Raw genomic sequence first — 14,764 nt, 5'->3', positions numbered from 1 at the left:
TCGGTGCATCGCCCTGTCGTCCGGTGCAGCAGCGCCAGGTCCTTGCCGGTCGCCATGGTCAGCGCCTCGGTCGCTGCCACCACGCAGGTGACGCTCGTACCGTCAGGCGGGTTTGACTCTGGTGGTGTCCGGGTGCGAGGTGTCGGAGGCGGCCCGGCCCTCGCGCACTGACAGGTGACGTGCCAGTGCCGTGGCGCCCGCGAGTGCGGCCAGGACCAGGGCGATCTCCGTGACCACCACTGACGGGGCCAAGCTGTAGCCGGTGGCCCAGGCGAAACCGATGGTGATCGGCATGATGATGATGCAGGCCACCGGTACGAAGACGGTCATCATCCGAGCCGTCCGCCGAATCATGGGCAGGTCACGTAGTCGAGTCCGTACCGCGATGACCATTCCGGCGGCGACCACAACGGCCGGTACGCCGTAGTAGACGGCGACGGCGAGTTGGATCGGTACGTCGATCGAGCGGGGGATGTCGACCATGCGGACGAAGACCGGGTAGGCCGCCATCAGGAGGCCGTAGCCGAGCACGGCACCGAGCACCGCGCCGGTCAGTGCGGTGCCGAGAACCCGGCAGTAGTCGCCGCGCACCCGTCGGACGCCCGCCTCGTCGGCGAGCCGCCGTGCGAAGCCGGCCACGTCGCCGCCGATCAACTGGGCGGGATCGCCCCCGTCGGAGGCCGCGGCCCGCAGGTCGAGGCGCAGGTCCGCGGCGAGTGCCGCCCGGTCGGCCGCGCCGACCCCGTACCCACGCCACGCCTGGTCGGCTTCGCTCAGCAGGCAGTCGATGGTGTCCATGGGTCAGCTCCTCGTGGGGTTGTGGTCGAGCGGGCGGAGGGCGGCGTCGACGGTGTCGGTGAAGCGGTCCCACTGTTTCCGCCAGGCATCCAGGTGGAGCTGACCGGACCCGGTCAGCGCGTAGACCTTTCGGGGCGGGCCGGTCGGACTGGCCTGCTGTTCGTGAGCGACGAGGCCGAGTCGGCGCATCCGCGTCAGCAGGGGATAGATGGTGCCGTAGCTGATGGCGCCGAAGCCGGCCGTCTCCATCCGCCGCACCAACTCGTAGCCGTGCGCGGGCTCGCGCGCCAGCAGTGCCAGCAGACACATGTCCAGCGCGCCCCGCAGTAGTTGGGTCTGCCGGTCGTTGTCGTCGATCGGCTGGCTCTCCGCCCCTATCATGCGACACATACTACCTCGCTATTTGGCGTCGCGATATACCGGAACGGACTTCCGCTGTGACAGCAGGTTTCGCGACTTCGCGGGTGGGGCAGAGTAGCCGCACAGAGCTTCCGGGCCGGGGCGTTTTCGCAGCTCGTCGACTTGGACATGGCTCGCCGTGCACCGGGGCACGGACGCCCTCCCCGGTCTTTCGCCGAGGAGAGGGGGAGGGCGATGACGGACCCCGAAACGGCTCGACACCGACGCCGGCCGATTGTTCGGCTGGGCGCGGCGGCTGCCTCGTTGGCGCTGGCCGCACCGCTCGCCGCGTGCGGCGCGGGCGACGACGGCGGCCCACCGACGATCAACCTGTACTACCCGCCCGAGCAGAACCTGCAAAAGGTCGTCGACGACTGCAACGCGCAGGCCCAGGGGCGCTACGAGATTGCCTACCAGGTGCTGCCCCGCCAGGCCGACGACCAGCGGGTGCAGATGGTGCGCAGGCTCGCCGCCGAGGACAGCGGCATGGACCTGCTCGGGCTGGACGTGACCTGGACCCAGGAGTTCGCAAGCGCCGACTGGATCCGCGAGTGGACCGGCCAGGACAAGGCCGAGATCGAGCAGGGCACCCTCGCCGGGCCACTGTCGACCGCCCGCTACCAGGACAAACTGTACGCGGCACCGAAGAACACAAACGTCCAGCTGCTCTGGTACCGCAAGGACCTGGTGCCGCAACCGCCGACCACCTGGGACCAGATGATCAGCGCGGCCCAGCAGCTCAAGGACCAGGGCAAGCCGTACCAGGTGCTCACCATGGGGGCCCAGTACGAGGGCCTGGTCGTCCTCTACAACACCCTGGCCGAGAGCGCCGGAGGGAAGATCCTCAACGACGACGGTACGCAGGCCGTGATGGACGAGGGCACGGTCCGGGCGTTGGAGCAGCTCAAGAAGTTCGCCACGTCGGGCGTTACCTCGCCGTCGTTCAGCAACGCCACCGAGGACCCGGTCCGGTTGGAGTTCCAGTCCGGCTCGGGCGCGTTCCAGGTGAACTGGCCGTTCGTCTACCCGGCCCTGCAGGAGGCCAACCCGGACCTGGCCAAGCAGGTCGGCTGGGCGCGGATCCCCGGCGTCGACGAGGGCACCCCCAGCAAGGTCACCATCGGCGGAGTCAACCTGGCGGTCAGCTCGTACTCCAAGCACCCGGAGATGTCCTTCGAGGCGGCCCGGTGCATCCGTAGCGCCGAGCACCAGAAGTTCTCCGCGATCAAGGACGGCGTGCCGCCCACCATCGAGGCGGTCTTCGACGACCCGGAGATGACCGAGGCGTACCCGATGAAGGACACCATCCTGGAAGAGCTGAAGGAACCGGCGACCCGTCCGCTGACACCGGCGTACCAGAGCATCTCCACAGTGATGTCGGCGATCCTGTCGCCGCCGTCGGGGATCCGGCCGCAGCAGACCGCCGACGAGCTACGCGACGCCATCGCCGACGCCCTCCAGTCGAAGGGGGTCCTGCCGTGAGCATCAACGCCACGCCTACCGGCGCGGACGTCGCCGCCCAGGAGACCCGTGCGCCCGCCGCCGTGCCCACCCAACGCGGCGGCCGCCGTAAGCCGCCGTTGAGCGAGAACAAGAAGGCCGAACGCCGGCTCGGCTGGTTGCTCTGCGCACCCGCCGCGCTGGTGATGGTCGCGGTGACCGCGTACCCGATCATCTACTCGGTCTGGCTGTCACTACAGCGCTTCGACCTGCGCTTCCCCGACGAACGTGAGTTCATCGGGCTGGAGAACTACGTAACGGTGCTCACCAATGAGTTCTGGTGGACCGCGTTCGGGGTGACCGCACTGATCACCGTGGTCACCGTGGTCGTCGAACTGGTGCTCGGCATGGGCCTGGCGATCATCATGCACCGCACCCTGGTCGGCCGCGGCCTGGTCCGCACCTCGGCGCTCATCCCGTACGGGATCGTCACTGTCGTCGCGGCGTTCTCCTGGCGGTACGCCTGGACGCCCGGCACCGGCTACCTGGCCGAGCTGTTCAGCGACGGTGCGCCGCTCACCGAGCGGGCCAGCGCGCTGGCGATCATCATGCTCGCGGAGATCTGGAAGACCACCCCGTTCATGGCGCTGCTGCTGATGGCCGGGCTGGCGCTGGTGCCGGAGGACCTGCTCAAGGCGGCCTCCACCGACGGCGCGACCGCCTGGCAGAAGTTCACGAAGGTGATGCTGCCGGTGATGAAGCCGGCGATCCTTGTCGCGCTGCTGTTCCGCACCCTGGACGCCTTCCGCGTCTTCGACAACATCTTCGTGTTGACCGCCGGGGGCAACGAAACCTCGTCGGTGTCGATGCTCGCCTACAACAACCTGATCCGGGGCCTGAACCTCGGCATCGGCTCGACCATGTCGGTGCTGATCTTCATCACCGTGGCGATCATCGCGTTCGTCTTCGTGAAGCTGTTCGGCACCGCTGCTCCCGGCAGCGACGACGGGGAGAGGCGCTGACATGGCTGTCGAAACCACCACCCGGGCGAAGTTGCGCTGGGGCCTGCTGGACGTCCTCGTGATCGTCTTCGCGCTCATCCCGGTGCTCTGGATCGCGTCGCTGTCGTTCAAGACGTCGGCCACCCTCACCGACGGGAACTTCATCCCGCGGGAGTGGACGCTCGACAACTACCGAACGATCTTCGACACCGACCAGTTCGTCCGAGCGCTCGTCAATTCCATCGGCATCGCCCTGATCGCCACGCTGATCGCTGTGGTGCTCGGTGCGATGGCCGCGTACGCGATCAGCCGGCTGGACTTCCCCGGCAAGAAGCTGTTGGTCGGGGTCTCCCTGCTGATCGCGATGTTCCCGCAGGTGTCGCTGGTGTCCCCGCTGTTCGAGATCGAGCGTCAGCTCAAGATCTTCGACACCTGGCCGGGGCTGATCCTGCCGTACATCACCTTCGCCCTGCCGCTGGCGATCTACACGCTGTCGGCGTTCTTCAAGCAGATCCCCTGGGACCTGGAGAAGGCGGCCAAGATGGACGGCGCCACGCAGGCCCAGGCGTTCCGTCGGGTGATCGCCCCGCTGGCCGCGCCCGGATTGTTCACCACGGCGATCCTGGTGTTCATCTTCTGCTGGAACGACTTCCTGTTCGCCATCTCGCTGACCTCCACCGAGCGGTCCCGCACGGTGCCGGCCGCGTTGTCGTTCTTCACCGGCGCGTCACAGTTCGAGGACCCCACCGGGGCGATCTGCGCCGCCGCCGTGGTGATCACCGTACCGATCATCCTGTTCGTCCTCTTCTTCCAGCGCCGCATCGTGTCCGGTCTGACCTCCGGCGCCGTCAAGGGATAGGTGAGTAGTCATGGCTGACATCGTGCTGGACAAGGTGAGCAAGAGCTTCCCGGACGGGACCGTCGCCGTGCAGGACGTCGACCTGGAGATCGCCGACGGCGAGTTCGTGATCCTGGTCGGCCCCTCGGGCTGCGGCAAGTCCACCACCCTCAACATGATCGCCGGGTTGGAGGACATCAGCTCCGGCGAGCTGCGCATCGCCGGCCAGCGGGTCAACGACAAGGCCCCCAAGGACCGGGACATCGCCATGGTGTTCCAGTCGTACGCCCTGTACCCGAACATGACGGTGCGGGAGAACATGGCGTTCCCGTTGCGGCTGGCGAAGCTGGACAAGGAGACCATCAACTCCAAGGTCGACGAGGCGGCCAAGGTGCTGGAGCTGACCCCGCTGCTGGACCGCAGGCCGGCCAACCTCTCCGGCGGGCAGCGCCAGCGGGTGGCGATGGGCCGGGCGATCGTCCGCCAGCCCAAGGCGTTCCTGATGGACGAGCCGCTGTCCAACCTCGACGCCAAGTTGCGGGTGCAGATGCGCACAGTGGTGTCCCGGCTGCAGAAGCGACTCGGCACGACCACCGTCTACGTCACCCACGACCAGACCGAGGCGATGACCCTCGGCGACCGGGTGGTGATCATGCGCGGTGGCGCGGTGCAGCAGGTCGGCGCACCGCAGGAGCTCTACGACCACCCGCGCAACCTCTTCGTGGCCGGCTTCATCGGCTCCCCGTCGATGAACTTCCTGCACGCAGCCGTCCAGGACGGCCGGCTGCACACCGCGCTCGGTGACGTGCCGCTCGGCGACCGGGTCCGCCGCGAGTTGGAGGCCGCCGACGCACCCCGGGAGCTGATCCTCGGCATCCGCCCCGAGCACTTCGAGGACGCCGAACTTGTCGACGACGACACCCGCCGCCGGGGCATGGAGTTCGAGGCGCCTGTCGACATCGTCGAGTCGATGGGCTCGGACAAGTACGTCTACTTCACCGTGGAGGGCGAGAAGGCCAGCGCCGCCGAGCTGGAGGAGTTGGCCGCCGACGCCGGCGCCGCCGACTTCGCCGGTGGCGGCGACAACCTGGTGACCCGGCTGTCCGCCGAGTCGCCGGTGGCCGAGGGAGAGTCGCGCCGGGTCTGGTTCAACCTGGAGAAGATCCACCTGTTCGACCCGGCCAGCGGCCGCAACCTGACCCTGCGCGAGGGGCGGGCGGCCGGCGCGCTCGCCGACTGACAGCGGATCCGGCACCCCGATCGCACTCGATCATCGTGCCGGTGTCGGGCCGTGCGGGATGCCCCCGCAACGGGGATCCTGACGAGGGGGTCGGCGGTGAACCCGCCGGCCCCCGATCGTGTCCTGCGCCGCGCCGCAGGTCGTGGCAAGGTGGTCGAAGGTCGCATCGTGAGGCGGGGGGCGGGATGGACCGACGACTGGCCGCGCTGGCCACGGCGCACGGCGTGTCCACGTGGTACGAGGACTGGCGGCACCGCCGCGTCGAGGTCGCACCGGAGACCGTCGTGGGCGTGCTCGGCCTGCTGGACGTGGACGCCACCAGCCCGGCGGCCATCGCCGAGGCGCTCGCCGCCGCCCGCGCGGTCGACCGGGACGCGCTGCCGGAGACGGTGGTGCTCACCCACGGCGCCACCCGGGCACTGCCCGGCTCCGCGGTGGTGACCCTCGAGGACGGTGGTCGGCGCACTGTCGACGGTCAGTTGCCGGCCGACCTCCCGCTGGGCTGGCACCGGCTGGCCTGCGCCGGCCGGGAGGTGACACTCGTGGTGGTGCCCCGCCGGCTGCCGGTGCCGCCGCGCACCTGGGGTTGGCTGCTCCAGCTCTACGCGCTCACCTCGGAACGCTCCTGGGGCATGGGTGACCTCGGCGACCTCGCCGACTTCACCACCTGGGCCGGTGACACCGGCGCCGGGCTGGTGCTGCTCAACCCGCTGCACGCGGTCGGGCCGGCGCACCCGGTCGCTGCCTCGCCCTACTCGCCGGCCAGCCGACGCTTCGTCAACCCGCTCTACCTGCGGGTCAGCGACACCGCCGCGTACCGGGCGGCGGACCCGGCGACCCGGGCGGTGGTCGACGCCCTGCGCCCCGACCGCGCTGCCCGGATCGACTACGACGAGGTGTGGACGGCCAAGCGGCACGCCCTCGAGCTGCTGCACCCGCACGCCGAGCCGGTCGACCTCGCCGCGGACCCGGCGCTGGCGAGCTTCGCCACCTGGTGCGCGCTGGCCGAGCGGCACGGTAACGACTGGCGGGCCTGGCCGGCCGAACTGCACCACCCGGACGCCCCGGCCGTCGCCGAGCAGCGCCGCCAGCTCGCCGACCGGGTGGCCTTCCACGCCTGGCTGCAGCACCTCTGCGATGAGCAGCTCGACGCCGTCACGGCGGCGGCCCGCGCGGCCGGGATGCCGGTCGGCGTGGTGCACGACCTGGCGGTCGGCATCGATCCGGGCGGCGCGGACGGCTGGCAGCTCGCCGACGTGCTGGCCCAGGGTGTGCGGGTGGGGGCCCCACCCGACGACTTCAACCAACTCGGCCAGGACTGGGGCCTCGCCGCGTGGCGCCCGGACCGGCTCGCCGCGACCGGGTACGCCGCCTACCGGGACATGCTGCGCCGCACCCTGCGGCACGCGGGCGGCCTGCGGATCGACCACGTCGCCGGCCTGTGGCGGCTGTGGTGGGTGCCGCCGGGCGGCGGGGCCGCCGAGGGCACCTACGTCCGCTACGACGCCGCAGCGATGCTCGGCATCCTCGCGCTCGAGGCGCACCGGGCCGGCGCGGTGGTGGTCGGTGAGGATCTCGGCACGGTCCAGCCCGCGGTGACCCGAGGGCTGCGCGGCCGCAACATGCTCGGCTCGACGGTGCTGTGGCTCGCCCGCGACGACGAGGGTGACTTCGTCCCGCCGGCCCGCTGGCCGCGCAACGCGCTCGCCACCATCTCCACCCACGACCTGCCGACCGCACCGGGCTTCCTCACCGGCGAGCACGTGCGGGTGCGCGACGAGCTGAAACTGCTCGGCACGGACGTGGCGGTGGAGCGGGCCCGCGCCGCCGCCGACCGGGAGCGCCTGCTCGCGATGTTGCGGGCCGAGGGCCTGCTGCCCGACCCGGCGCTGCCCGACCCGGCGCTGCCCGACCCGACCGCGACCTCCGGCCCGGCGCTCGGCCAGCCGGCCGCGACCTCCGATTCGGCGTTGAGCCGGCCGGCGGCGACATCACCCGACGGCGAGGTGGTGGTGGCGATGCACGCCGCGCTCGTCGCGAGCCCGGCCCGGCTGCTCGGCGTCTCCCTCTACGACGTGCTGGGCGAGGTGCGCCAACCCAACATGCCCGGCACCGTGGACGAGTACCCGAACTGGCGACTGCCGCTGCCGGCGACCGTGGCGGAGATCCGCACGGACCCCCGGGTGGCGCGGATCGTCGACCTGCTCAGCACCGCCCGGCCCCGACGGGCCAACACCGCGCCGGCCGAGGACTGACGTCGGCCCGGTCACCCCAGCCAGGTGAATCGGGGCGGGAGCCCGAGGAAGTCCGCGTACCGTCCCAGCGCCTGCTCCACCCGGGCCCGGGCCACGGCGTCGAGTGGCGCGAGCGGTTGGATGGTCACGGTGACCGCGGCGCGGCCGACCTTGCGCTTCCACACTCCGACGACCCGACCGGCGCGAACCACCGTTGCCTGGAAGATGCCGTTGTTGCCCGGTACGACGGCCGGTTGGTGGCTGGGGTCGAGCATCAGCCGGCGATCCCGGTAGCCGAGCAGGTACTCGTCGAAGCCGGGCAGCACGAGCAGGTCGTCATCCGGAACACCAGGCATCTCGGCCAGCGCCGCGTCGACGTACATCGGCTCGCCGTCGACCCGGACGGTGCTGAGCGCGTTCTCGGCGGCGGCCAGACCGCGTCGCGCGTCGGTGAGCGTGAGGCCGCTCCAGCCGGCGAACTCACGGGCGGTGACCGGCCCGTGCCCACGGACGTAGCGGAGGGCGAGCAGCGCCAGGGCCTCGTCCCGGTCCAGCTGGCGTGACTCGGGCGCCCACTCGTCGAGCAACGCGAAGGTCTGTTCGGTCCCGACGTTCGGGGCCAGGCAGGTCACCCCGCGCACGCTCGCGGACCACAGCAGGTGGTACCCGCGTTGCCCGTCGGTGCCGATGCCGGCCGCACGCAGGGTGGCGAGGCACTGCGCGCGGGTGAGCCGGCCGCCGCCGGCCAGCGCCTCGCCGAGCACGTCTATCGCGCGGGCCTCGTCGGCCTCGCTGAGGCCGAGCTGTGCCCGCCGGGTCGCCGAGGCGGGAAGCGAGCGTACGCCGGTCAACGCCAGCATCCAACGGGCGTCGGCGGGCGGAACGAGATGCACGGTGCCCCGCATCGGCCAGGTGCGCAGTGCCTCGCGCCGCTCCAACGCCGCCTGCACCTGAACGACGGTCTGCCCGGGCAGCCGGGCGCCAAGCGACCACAGACCGCTCGCCAGGTCCTGCGCCTGCATCGCGCCGAACCACTGCACGACGTCGGCGACACTGCCGGGTTGGCCGCCCGGGTGCGGGCGCAGCAGCAGGCTCGCCATCCGCAGACCGAGCGCTTCGGACGCCGTGAGGTCCCTGCTCATCGAGCTCCTTTCCCGGGGTCGTCGCGCCAGGGTAGGGCAACCGGCCGACATCGACCCCGTGCCGGCGGTGCCGGCCCGCTGCCACCGGTGGTGTCGCCCCGACGGGTGGCATAACCGCCCACGCAGGGGGAAGGCGGTCGCCCGGAGGTGCGCGCGCCGCGCGCACGGAAGGGAGTCTCATGACTGCCGCAAGCGAGCCGGCCCGCGGGGCCGGCGTAACCGCCGGGTCCCGGGGCCACCGGGGGGACGCCCGTGCGAAGACCAGCGCGGCTGCCACCTTCGCCCTGGTGTTCGGGGTGGCCGGCTTCTTCAGCGTGCTGACGGCGATCCTCGCCTGGTTGGGGCTGGTGCTCGGCATCATCGGGATCATCCTCGGCATCGTCGGCCTCAAGATGGCGCGTCGACCCGGGGTCACCGGTCGTGGCGTGTCGATCGGCGGCCTGGTGCTGAGCATCCTGGCCGTGCTGATCGGCCTCGGACTGGCCGCCGGCATCACCACGTTCGTCAACAACGAGAACGCGGTGAACCGGCTCCAGACCCAGGTCGACAAGCTGCGCGACAAGCTCGACTGAGGGTGTGCGGGGGCCAGGGCATGCCGCTGGCCCCCGGCCCGGTCCGCGGCGACCACGCCGACCCCGGCCTCGGAGATCACAGTAGGGTGGGCCACGTGCTCCGCCAGGTAACCGCGATCCGCTACGTCACCCCGCTGCGCGAGGGTGGTTCGTTGCCGGGCGTCGTCGAGGCCGACGACCTGGGCACGTACGTGGCGAAGTTCCGGGGTGCCGGCCAGGGGCCCAAGGCGCTGATCGCCGAGGTGATCTGCGGCGAGCTGGCCCGCCGTCTGGAGCTGCGGGTGCCCGCACTGGTCGTGCTCGACATCGACCCGGTCATCGGGCGGGCCGAGCCGGACCAGGAGGTCCAGGAGTTGCTGCGCAACAGCGGCGGGGCCAACCTGGGGATGGACTTCCTGCCCGGGGCGCTGGGCTTCGACCCGCTGGCGCATTCCGTCGACCCGACGCTCGCCTCCCGGGTGCTCTGGTTCGACGCGTACGTGGAGAACGTCGACCGGAGTTGGCGCAACCCCAACCTGCTGGTCTGGCACCGGGAGTTGTGGCTGATCGACCACGGTGCCGCGCTCTACTTCCACCACAACTGGCCGCGCGCCGGGGCGGCAGTGCACCGCGCCTACCGAGCCGACGACCACGTGCTCGCACCGTACGCCTCCCGGCTGGCCGACGCCGACGCCGAGTTGGCTCCCCGGATCACCCCGGAGTTGCTCACCGAGGTGTTGGCGCTGGTGCCGGCGGAGTGGCTGACCGCCGCCGACTTCGCGACGGCCGAGAGCGCCCGCGCCGCGTACCTGGAGCACCTGTCCCGCCGGGTCGCCCGCACCACCGACTGGCTGCCGCAGGGGAGCGCCGCATGAGGCACCCCTTCGAGTACGCGCTGATCCGGCTGGTGCCCCGCATCGAGCGCGGCGAGCAGATGAACGTCGGGGTGCTGCTCTACTGCCAGCAGCGTGACTTCCTGGCGGCGCGTACCCACCTGGACGCCGACCGGGTCCGCGCGCTGGCGCCCGACGTCGACCTGCCGGCCGTGGCCGCCGTGCTCTCGTCCTGGGACCGGACCTGCTCCGGCGACGGGCCGGCGACCCGGATGCGGTTGGGCGAGCGGTTCCACTGGCTGGCCGCGCCACGCAGCACGATGATCCAGACCGGGCCGGTGCACACCGGGCTCACCGCCGATCCGGCGGCCGAGTTGGAACGGCTGATGGCGGCCCTGGTCCGCTGAGCGGCGGCAGCCCGGGGTGGGTCCCCTGATCGCGCTACGCCAGCGTCGTTGCTGGCGGAGCGCGATCCCCCGTTCAGGTGCGCGGTGCGGGGCGGCGGTCGGTTCCCGCCGGCACCGGTGGCATCAGGATCGCCGTCCGTACGGGCCGGGGGACCGAAACAGTCGGGAAGTTGCGGAAAACTTGAGCCGGCGGACCGGAACAGGGGTCCGTCCGCCCCGCCGTTAGAGGTCATGGCCACCGGGTAGTCGCGAGAGCTGACCCGAGACGAGAAGGGGACATCTGATGGCTGCCCAGACCAAGGTAGCGGTGATCTACTACAGCGCCACGAGCATCACGTACCAGATGGCGCAGGCCGTCTGTGAGGCCGCCGGAGAGGCCGGCGCCGACGTCCGCCTGCGTAAGGTCCGCGAGCTGGCGCCAGACGAGGCGATCCGCTCCAACTCCGGCTGGCAGGCGCACCATCTGGAGACCCAGGATGTGCCCGAGGCGATGGTCGACGACCTGGCCTGGGCCGACGTGGTGATCATGGGTGCCCCGACCCGGTACGGCATGGTGGCGGCCCAACTGAAGCAGTTCATCGACACCACCGGTCCGCTGTGGGCCCAGGGGGCGCTCGCCAACAAGGTGTACGCCGCCTTCACCTCGACGGCGACCTCGCACGGCGGCCAGGAGACCACGCTGACCTCGCTCTTCAACGTCTTCTACCACTGGGGCGGGGTGGTGGTCGCCCCCGGTTACACCGACACCAGCCAGTTCATCGCCGGCAACCCGTACGGCGCCTCGCACACAAGCAACAACGGGGAGATCGCCCCGGACGCTGTGGCACTCGGGGCCTGCGCGCTCACCGCCCGACGCGCGGTGTTGTTGGGAACCGCGTTGAAGGCGGGCCTGGCCGGCTGACGACCGGTGGCGTGGGCGGGGGCTCTCAGCCCGTCCACGCCACCGGTCGCCGCCAGCCCTACCCGGTGCGGGGGACGGCTAAGCCCGTCCACCAGTGGCGGACAGCTCGTCGGCACGCGGTGCCGGCAGCAGATCGGTCAGCAGTTCGGTGAGCACCGCCAGCCCGTCCGGGCTGAGCACCGACTCCGGGTGGAACTGCACCCCGGCGAAGCCGTGCCCCCGCAGGGCGTGCACGGCGCCGTCGCCCGCGTCCCGGGCCAGCTCCACCGACCCGTACGCGCTGGCCAGCCGGTCCGCCTCGGCCCGCGCGGTGAAGGTGGAGTAGAACCCGACCCGCCGGACCCGACCGAACAGCGACACCTCCCGCTGCATGCCCTGGTAGGGGGCCTCCCGGCGGTGCAGGGACAGCCCCAGCAGCCCGGCCAGCACCTGATGGCCGAGGCAGACCGCGAGGGTGGGTCGCCCGGTCGTCAGCAGCTCGGTCAGCAACTCCCGCAGCACCACCATCTTCGGCTCGGTCGAGCTGCCCGGGTCGCCCGGCCCGGGACCGACCACCACCAGGTCGTAGTCGTCGACCGGGCCACCCGCGTGCCACTGCCGAAGGCTCACCGTGAGGCCGAGCGCGCCCAGTTGGTGGGCCAGCATCGCGGTGAAGGTGTCCTCGGCGTCCACGATCAACACGTGGCGGCCGACCAGAGCGGGCAGCCGGGACGCGTCCGGCGCCCGCTGGTCCAACCAGAACCGGGCCAGCGGCGCATTGCGGGCGGCCAGCGCGTCGCGTACCGCCGGGTCGTCGGCAAGCCGCGCGACCGGGCCGGCGCTGGCGGACGCCGCCGGCCCGAGGCCGAGCGCGGCCAGCACCCCGGCGGCCTTGGCGTGCGTCTCGGCCACCTCGCCGGCCGCCGTCGAATGCCGGACCAGGGTGGCGCCCACCGGCACCCGCAGGTGGCCGGTGGGGGAGATCTCGGCGGTACGGATCAGGATCGGCGCGTCGAGCGTCTGCCGGCCGGCCTCGTCGTGGCCGAGCAGGGCCAGCACACCGGCGTAGTAACTCCGACCGCGACCCTCGTGTCGGGCGATCACCCGGCAGGCGTTCTCCATCGGGCTGCCGGTCACGGTCGGGGCGAACATCGTCTCGCGCAGCACCTCCCGAACGTCGCGGGTGCCCCGCCCGGCCAGCAGGTACTCGGTGTGCACCAGGTGCGACATCTCCTTCAGGTACGGCCCGATCACCTGGCCGCCGTCCTCGGCGACGGTGGCCATCATCTTCAGCTCCTCGTCGAGCACCATGTACAGCTCCTCGACCTCCTTCGGGTCGGCGAGAAAGCGCAGCAGTGCCTCCCGGTCCGCGGTGCCGCCGCCGGACCGGAAGGTGCCGCTGATCGGGTTCATCATGACGAGCCCGTCGTCGACGCTCACATGCCGCTCCGGGCTGGCACCGACGAGCGTCCTGGTGCCGGTGTGCACGACGAACGTCCAGTACGCGCCGCGTTCGGCGACCAGCAGCCGGCGGAGCGCGGCCAGCGCGGCGACGAGCGGTCGGCCCTGCACTGTGGCGTGCAGGGTGCGGTGGATGACGAAGTTCGCGCCCTCGCCGCGGCCGATCTCCTCGGCGAGGACCCGCTGCACGGTCCCGGCGTACTCCTCGTCGGTGACGTCGAAGGCGACGTCGGTGGTGCGGACCGGCTCGTCGGGCAGCGTGGCCAGGGCGTCGGCAAGCGCGATCCGCCGGTGCTCGCGGACCTGGAGGCACTCCAGCGCAGCGCCGTCGTCGACGCAGGCGAAGCCGCGTTCGGTGATCTGCCGGTACGGGACCAGGGCCAGCGTCCGGGCTCCGGGCGGGCCGGCCGGCAGTGGAATGTCGGCCAGGCGCTCGACGGTGTCGACCGGGCCGGTGAACAACTCCAACTCGTCCGCGCCGTCGCGGCGCAGCAACGCGAAGGGGCCCGGGTCGGCGCCACTGGTCACGGCGGCGAGCAGGTCGGTCAGGTGGGTCATCGATGTCTCCATGGGGCCGGGCGCCGCCGGTCGGGGCGGCCATCCGGGCCGGGAGAACCGGCGGCCGCCTCGATGGCGGCCGCGTGGATGAAGCTACGCGCGGAGGGTGGCCGCCGGGTTGGCGGGCCACCAGCAGGTCAGATGCGCGAGCATGTGATCCACCCTACGCGCCCGGCGCCCGCCTGGCACCGGGTAACTTGACCGGCGATGAACATTCTCGCGCTCGATCTGGGTACCTCCTCGGTACGCGGGCTCGTCCTGGACTCCGACAGCCGCCCGCTGCCCGACGCGCTGGCCCGTCGCAAGGTCGACCTCGCCATCGGCGACGACGGCACCGGCACGCTGTCCGGCCCCGGGTACCTCGCCTGCCTGATCGAGTGCCTCGACGAGTTGGCCGACGCGGGTCACCTGCACGACGTCGACCTGGTGGCGATCTCCGCCCAGTGGCACTCGGTGCTCCCACTCGACGACCACGGCACCCCGCTCGGCCCGGTGCTCACCTGGCTGGACACCCGGCCCGCCCCGGTCGGCGGTACGGCCGGACCGGGCGACCCGGACGGCTTCCACCAGCGCACCGGCTGCTGGTGGCACCGCTCGTACTGGTCGATGCGGGTGCCCTGGCTGCGTGCCCAGTCCGGCAGCTCGATCGCCCGGTTCGTCGGCCTGCCCGAGTACGTGCTCGGCGAACTGCTCGACGCTGCGCCCATGTCGGTGTCCCAGGCCTCCGGGACCGGTCTGCTGGACCTGCGCACCCTGCGTTGGGACGAGGAGGCGCTGACCCTGGCCGGGGCGCGGCCGGGGGACCTGCCGGAGCTCGGCGAGTTGGACTGGCACGGTCGGCTCCGGCCGGAGCTGGCCCGCCGGTGGCCGCAGCTGGCGCAGGCCCGGTGGTCACCACCGGTGGGCGACGGTGGGGCGTCGAACGTCGGCTCGGGTTGCGTCGATCCGAGCCGCGCCGCGGTCACCGTGGGCACCTCGGCGG

Annotated in this window: 14 protein-coding genes; 10 read left to right on the top strand and 4 right to left on the bottom strand. The window is 71.8% G+C overall.

The window, feature by feature from the left end; translation table 11 throughout:
- Positions 1–102 precede the first annotated feature (102 nt).
- Positions 103–798 (bottom strand): hypothetical protein, encoded by a 696-nt coding sequence (locus AB0B86_RS32295; RefSeq protein WP_357407259.1) that lies wholly within the window; start codon positions 796–798, stop codon positions 103–105.
- Between the two features lie 3 nt (positions 799–801).
- A complete protein-coding gene (locus AB0B86_RS32290) occupies positions 802–1,179 on the bottom strand; it encodes a PadR family transcriptional regulator (protein WP_357420451.1) in 378 nt (125 codons plus the stop codon).
- Between the two features lie 213 nt (positions 1,180–1,392).
- Between AB0B86_RS32290 and AB0B86_RS32285 the strand changes: the two genes are divergently transcribed.
- From AB0B86_RS32285 to malQ, 5 genes are all read left to right on the top strand, one after another.
- Entirely contained in the window at positions 1,393–2,679 is a 1,287-nt protein-coding gene (locus AB0B86_RS32285) for an ABC transporter substrate-binding protein (protein WP_357420449.1), read from the top strand.
- Positions 2,676–3,659, top strand: a complete 984-nt coding sequence (locus AB0B86_RS32280) for a sugar ABC transporter permease (RefSeq protein ID WP_357407253.1) — start codon at positions 2,676–2,678, stop codon at positions 3,657–3,659. The genes AB0B86_RS32285 and AB0B86_RS32280 overlap by 4 nt, the downstream gene beginning before the upstream one ends.
- A 1-nt stretch (position 3,660) precedes the next feature.
- On the top strand, positions 3,661–4,497 hold the full coding sequence (locus AB0B86_RS32275; protein WP_357407251.1) for a carbohydrate ABC transporter permease: 837 nt from the start codon (positions 3,661–3,663) through the stop codon (positions 4,495–4,497).
- 10 nt (positions 4,498–4,507) lie between these two features.
- Positions 4,508–5,716: a sn-glycerol-3-phosphate ABC transporter ATP-binding protein UgpC gene (gene ugpC, locus AB0B86_RS32270; RefSeq protein ID WP_357407249.1), complete on the top strand. Its 1,209-nt coding sequence runs from the start codon at positions 4,508–4,510 to the stop codon at positions 5,714–5,716.
- Between the two features lie 185 nt (positions 5,717–5,901).
- Entirely contained in the window at positions 5,902–7,971 is a 2,070-nt protein-coding gene (gene malQ / locus AB0B86_RS32265) for a 4-alpha-glucanotransferase (protein ID WP_357407247.1), read from the top strand.
- Positions 7,972–7,982: 11 nt separating this feature from the next.
- Here the strand turns inward: malQ and AB0B86_RS32260 are convergent, their stop codons facing one another.
- The gene (locus AB0B86_RS32260) at positions 7,983–9,092 is read right to left on the bottom strand and encodes a winged helix DNA-binding domain-containing protein (protein ID WP_357407245.1); all 1,110 of its coding nucleotides are present in this window, start codon (positions 9,090–9,092) and stop codon (positions 7,983–7,985) included.
- A 179-nt stretch (positions 9,093–9,271) separates the two neighbouring features.
- On the opposite strand from AB0B86_RS32260, the gene AB0B86_RS32255 reads away from it, so the two are divergent.
- The 4 genes from AB0B86_RS32255 to wrbA all read left to right on the top strand — a co-directional run bounded on the left by AB0B86_RS32255 (position 9,272) and on the right by wrbA (position 11,784).
- The gene (locus AB0B86_RS32255; protein WP_357407243.1) at positions 9,272–9,664 is read left to right on the top strand and encodes a hypothetical protein; all 393 of its coding nucleotides are present in this window, start codon (positions 9,272–9,274) and stop codon (positions 9,662–9,664) included.
- Positions 9,665–9,759: 95 nt separating this feature from the next.
- A complete protein-coding gene (locus tag AB0B86_RS32250) occupies positions 9,760–10,518 on the top strand; it encodes a HipA family kinase (protein WP_357420446.1) in 759 nt (252 codons plus the stop codon).
- Positions 10,515–10,883 carry a DUF3037 domain-containing protein gene (locus tag AB0B86_RS32245; RefSeq protein ID WP_357407239.1) on the top strand — a complete coding sequence of 123 codons (369 nt, stop codon included), beginning with the start codon at positions 10,515–10,517 and terminating at the stop codon, positions 10,881–10,883. The genes AB0B86_RS32250 and AB0B86_RS32245 overlap by 4 nt, the downstream gene beginning before the upstream one ends.
- A 283-nt stretch (positions 10,884–11,166) precedes the next feature.
- Positions 11,167–11,784, top strand: a complete 618-nt coding sequence (gene wrbA / locus AB0B86_RS32240) for an NAD(P)H:quinone oxidoreductase (RefSeq protein WP_357407237.1) — start codon at positions 11,167–11,169, stop codon at positions 11,782–11,784.
- A 78-nt stretch (positions 11,785–11,862) separates the two neighbouring features.
- Here wrbA and AB0B86_RS32235 read toward each other — a convergent pair whose 3' ends face one another.
- Positions 11,863–13,782, bottom strand: a complete 1,920-nt coding sequence (locus AB0B86_RS32235; RefSeq protein ID WP_357407235.1) for an anthranilate synthase family protein — start codon at positions 13,780–13,782, stop codon at positions 11,863–11,865.
- A 207-nt stretch (positions 13,783–13,989) separates the two neighbouring features.
- Between AB0B86_RS32235 and AB0B86_RS32230 the strand changes: the two genes are divergently transcribed.
- A partial coding sequence (locus AB0B86_RS32230) for an FGGY family carbohydrate kinase (protein ID WP_357420444.1) occupies positions 13,990–14,764 on the top strand: 775 nt, incomplete at its 3' end.

Source organism: Micromonospora sp. NPDC049047 (assembly GCF_040649135.1).
Lineage (GTDB): Bacteria > Actinomycetota > Actinomycetes > Mycobacteriales > Micromonosporaceae > Micromonospora.
This window is presented reverse-complemented; position numbering and strand designations above follow the sequence as displayed.

Bases quoted from the DNA above. Each gene is read 5' to 3' on its own strand.
- AB0B86_RS32255 (WP_357407243.1), top strand. From the start codon at position 9,272: ATGACTGCCGCAAGCGAGCCGGCCCGCGGGGCCGGCGTAACCGCCGGG.
- AB0B86_RS32245 (WP_357407239.1), top strand. From the start codon at position 10,515: ATGAGGCACCCCTTCGAGTACGCGCTGATCCGGCTGGTGCCCCGCATC.
- malQ (WP_357407247.1), top strand. From the start codon at position 5,902: ATGGACCGACGACTGGCCGCGCTGGCCACGGCGCACGGCGTGTCCACG.
- AB0B86_RS32295 (WP_357407259.1), bottom strand. From the start codon at position 798: ATGGACACCATCGACTGCCTGCTGAGCGAAGCCGACCAGGCGTGGCGT.
- AB0B86_RS32285 (WP_357420449.1), top strand. From the start codon at position 1,393: ATGACGGACCCCGAAACGGCTCGACACCGACGCCGGCCGATTGTTCGG.
- AB0B86_RS32260 (WP_357407245.1), bottom strand. From the start codon at position 9,092: ATGAGCAGGGACCTCACGGCGTCCGAAGCGCTCGGTCTGCGGATGGCG.
- AB0B86_RS32275 (WP_357407251.1), top strand. From the start codon at position 3,661: ATGGCTGTCGAAACCACCACCCGGGCGAAGTTGCGCTGGGGCCTGCTG.
- wrbA (WP_357407237.1), top strand. From the start codon at position 11,167: ATGGCTGCCCAGACCAAGGTAGCGGTGATCTACTACAGCGCCACGAGC.
- AB0B86_RS32235 (WP_357407235.1), bottom strand. From the start codon at position 13,782: ATGACCCACCTGACCGACCTGCTCGCCGCCGTGACCAGTGGCGCCGAC.
- ugpC (WP_357407249.1), top strand. From the start codon at position 4,508: ATGGCTGACATCGTGCTGGACAAGGTGAGCAAGAGCTTCCCGGACGGG.
- AB0B86_RS32290 (WP_357420451.1), bottom strand. From the start codon at position 1,179: ATGATAGGGGCGGAGAGCCAGCCGATCGACGACAACGACCGGCAGACC.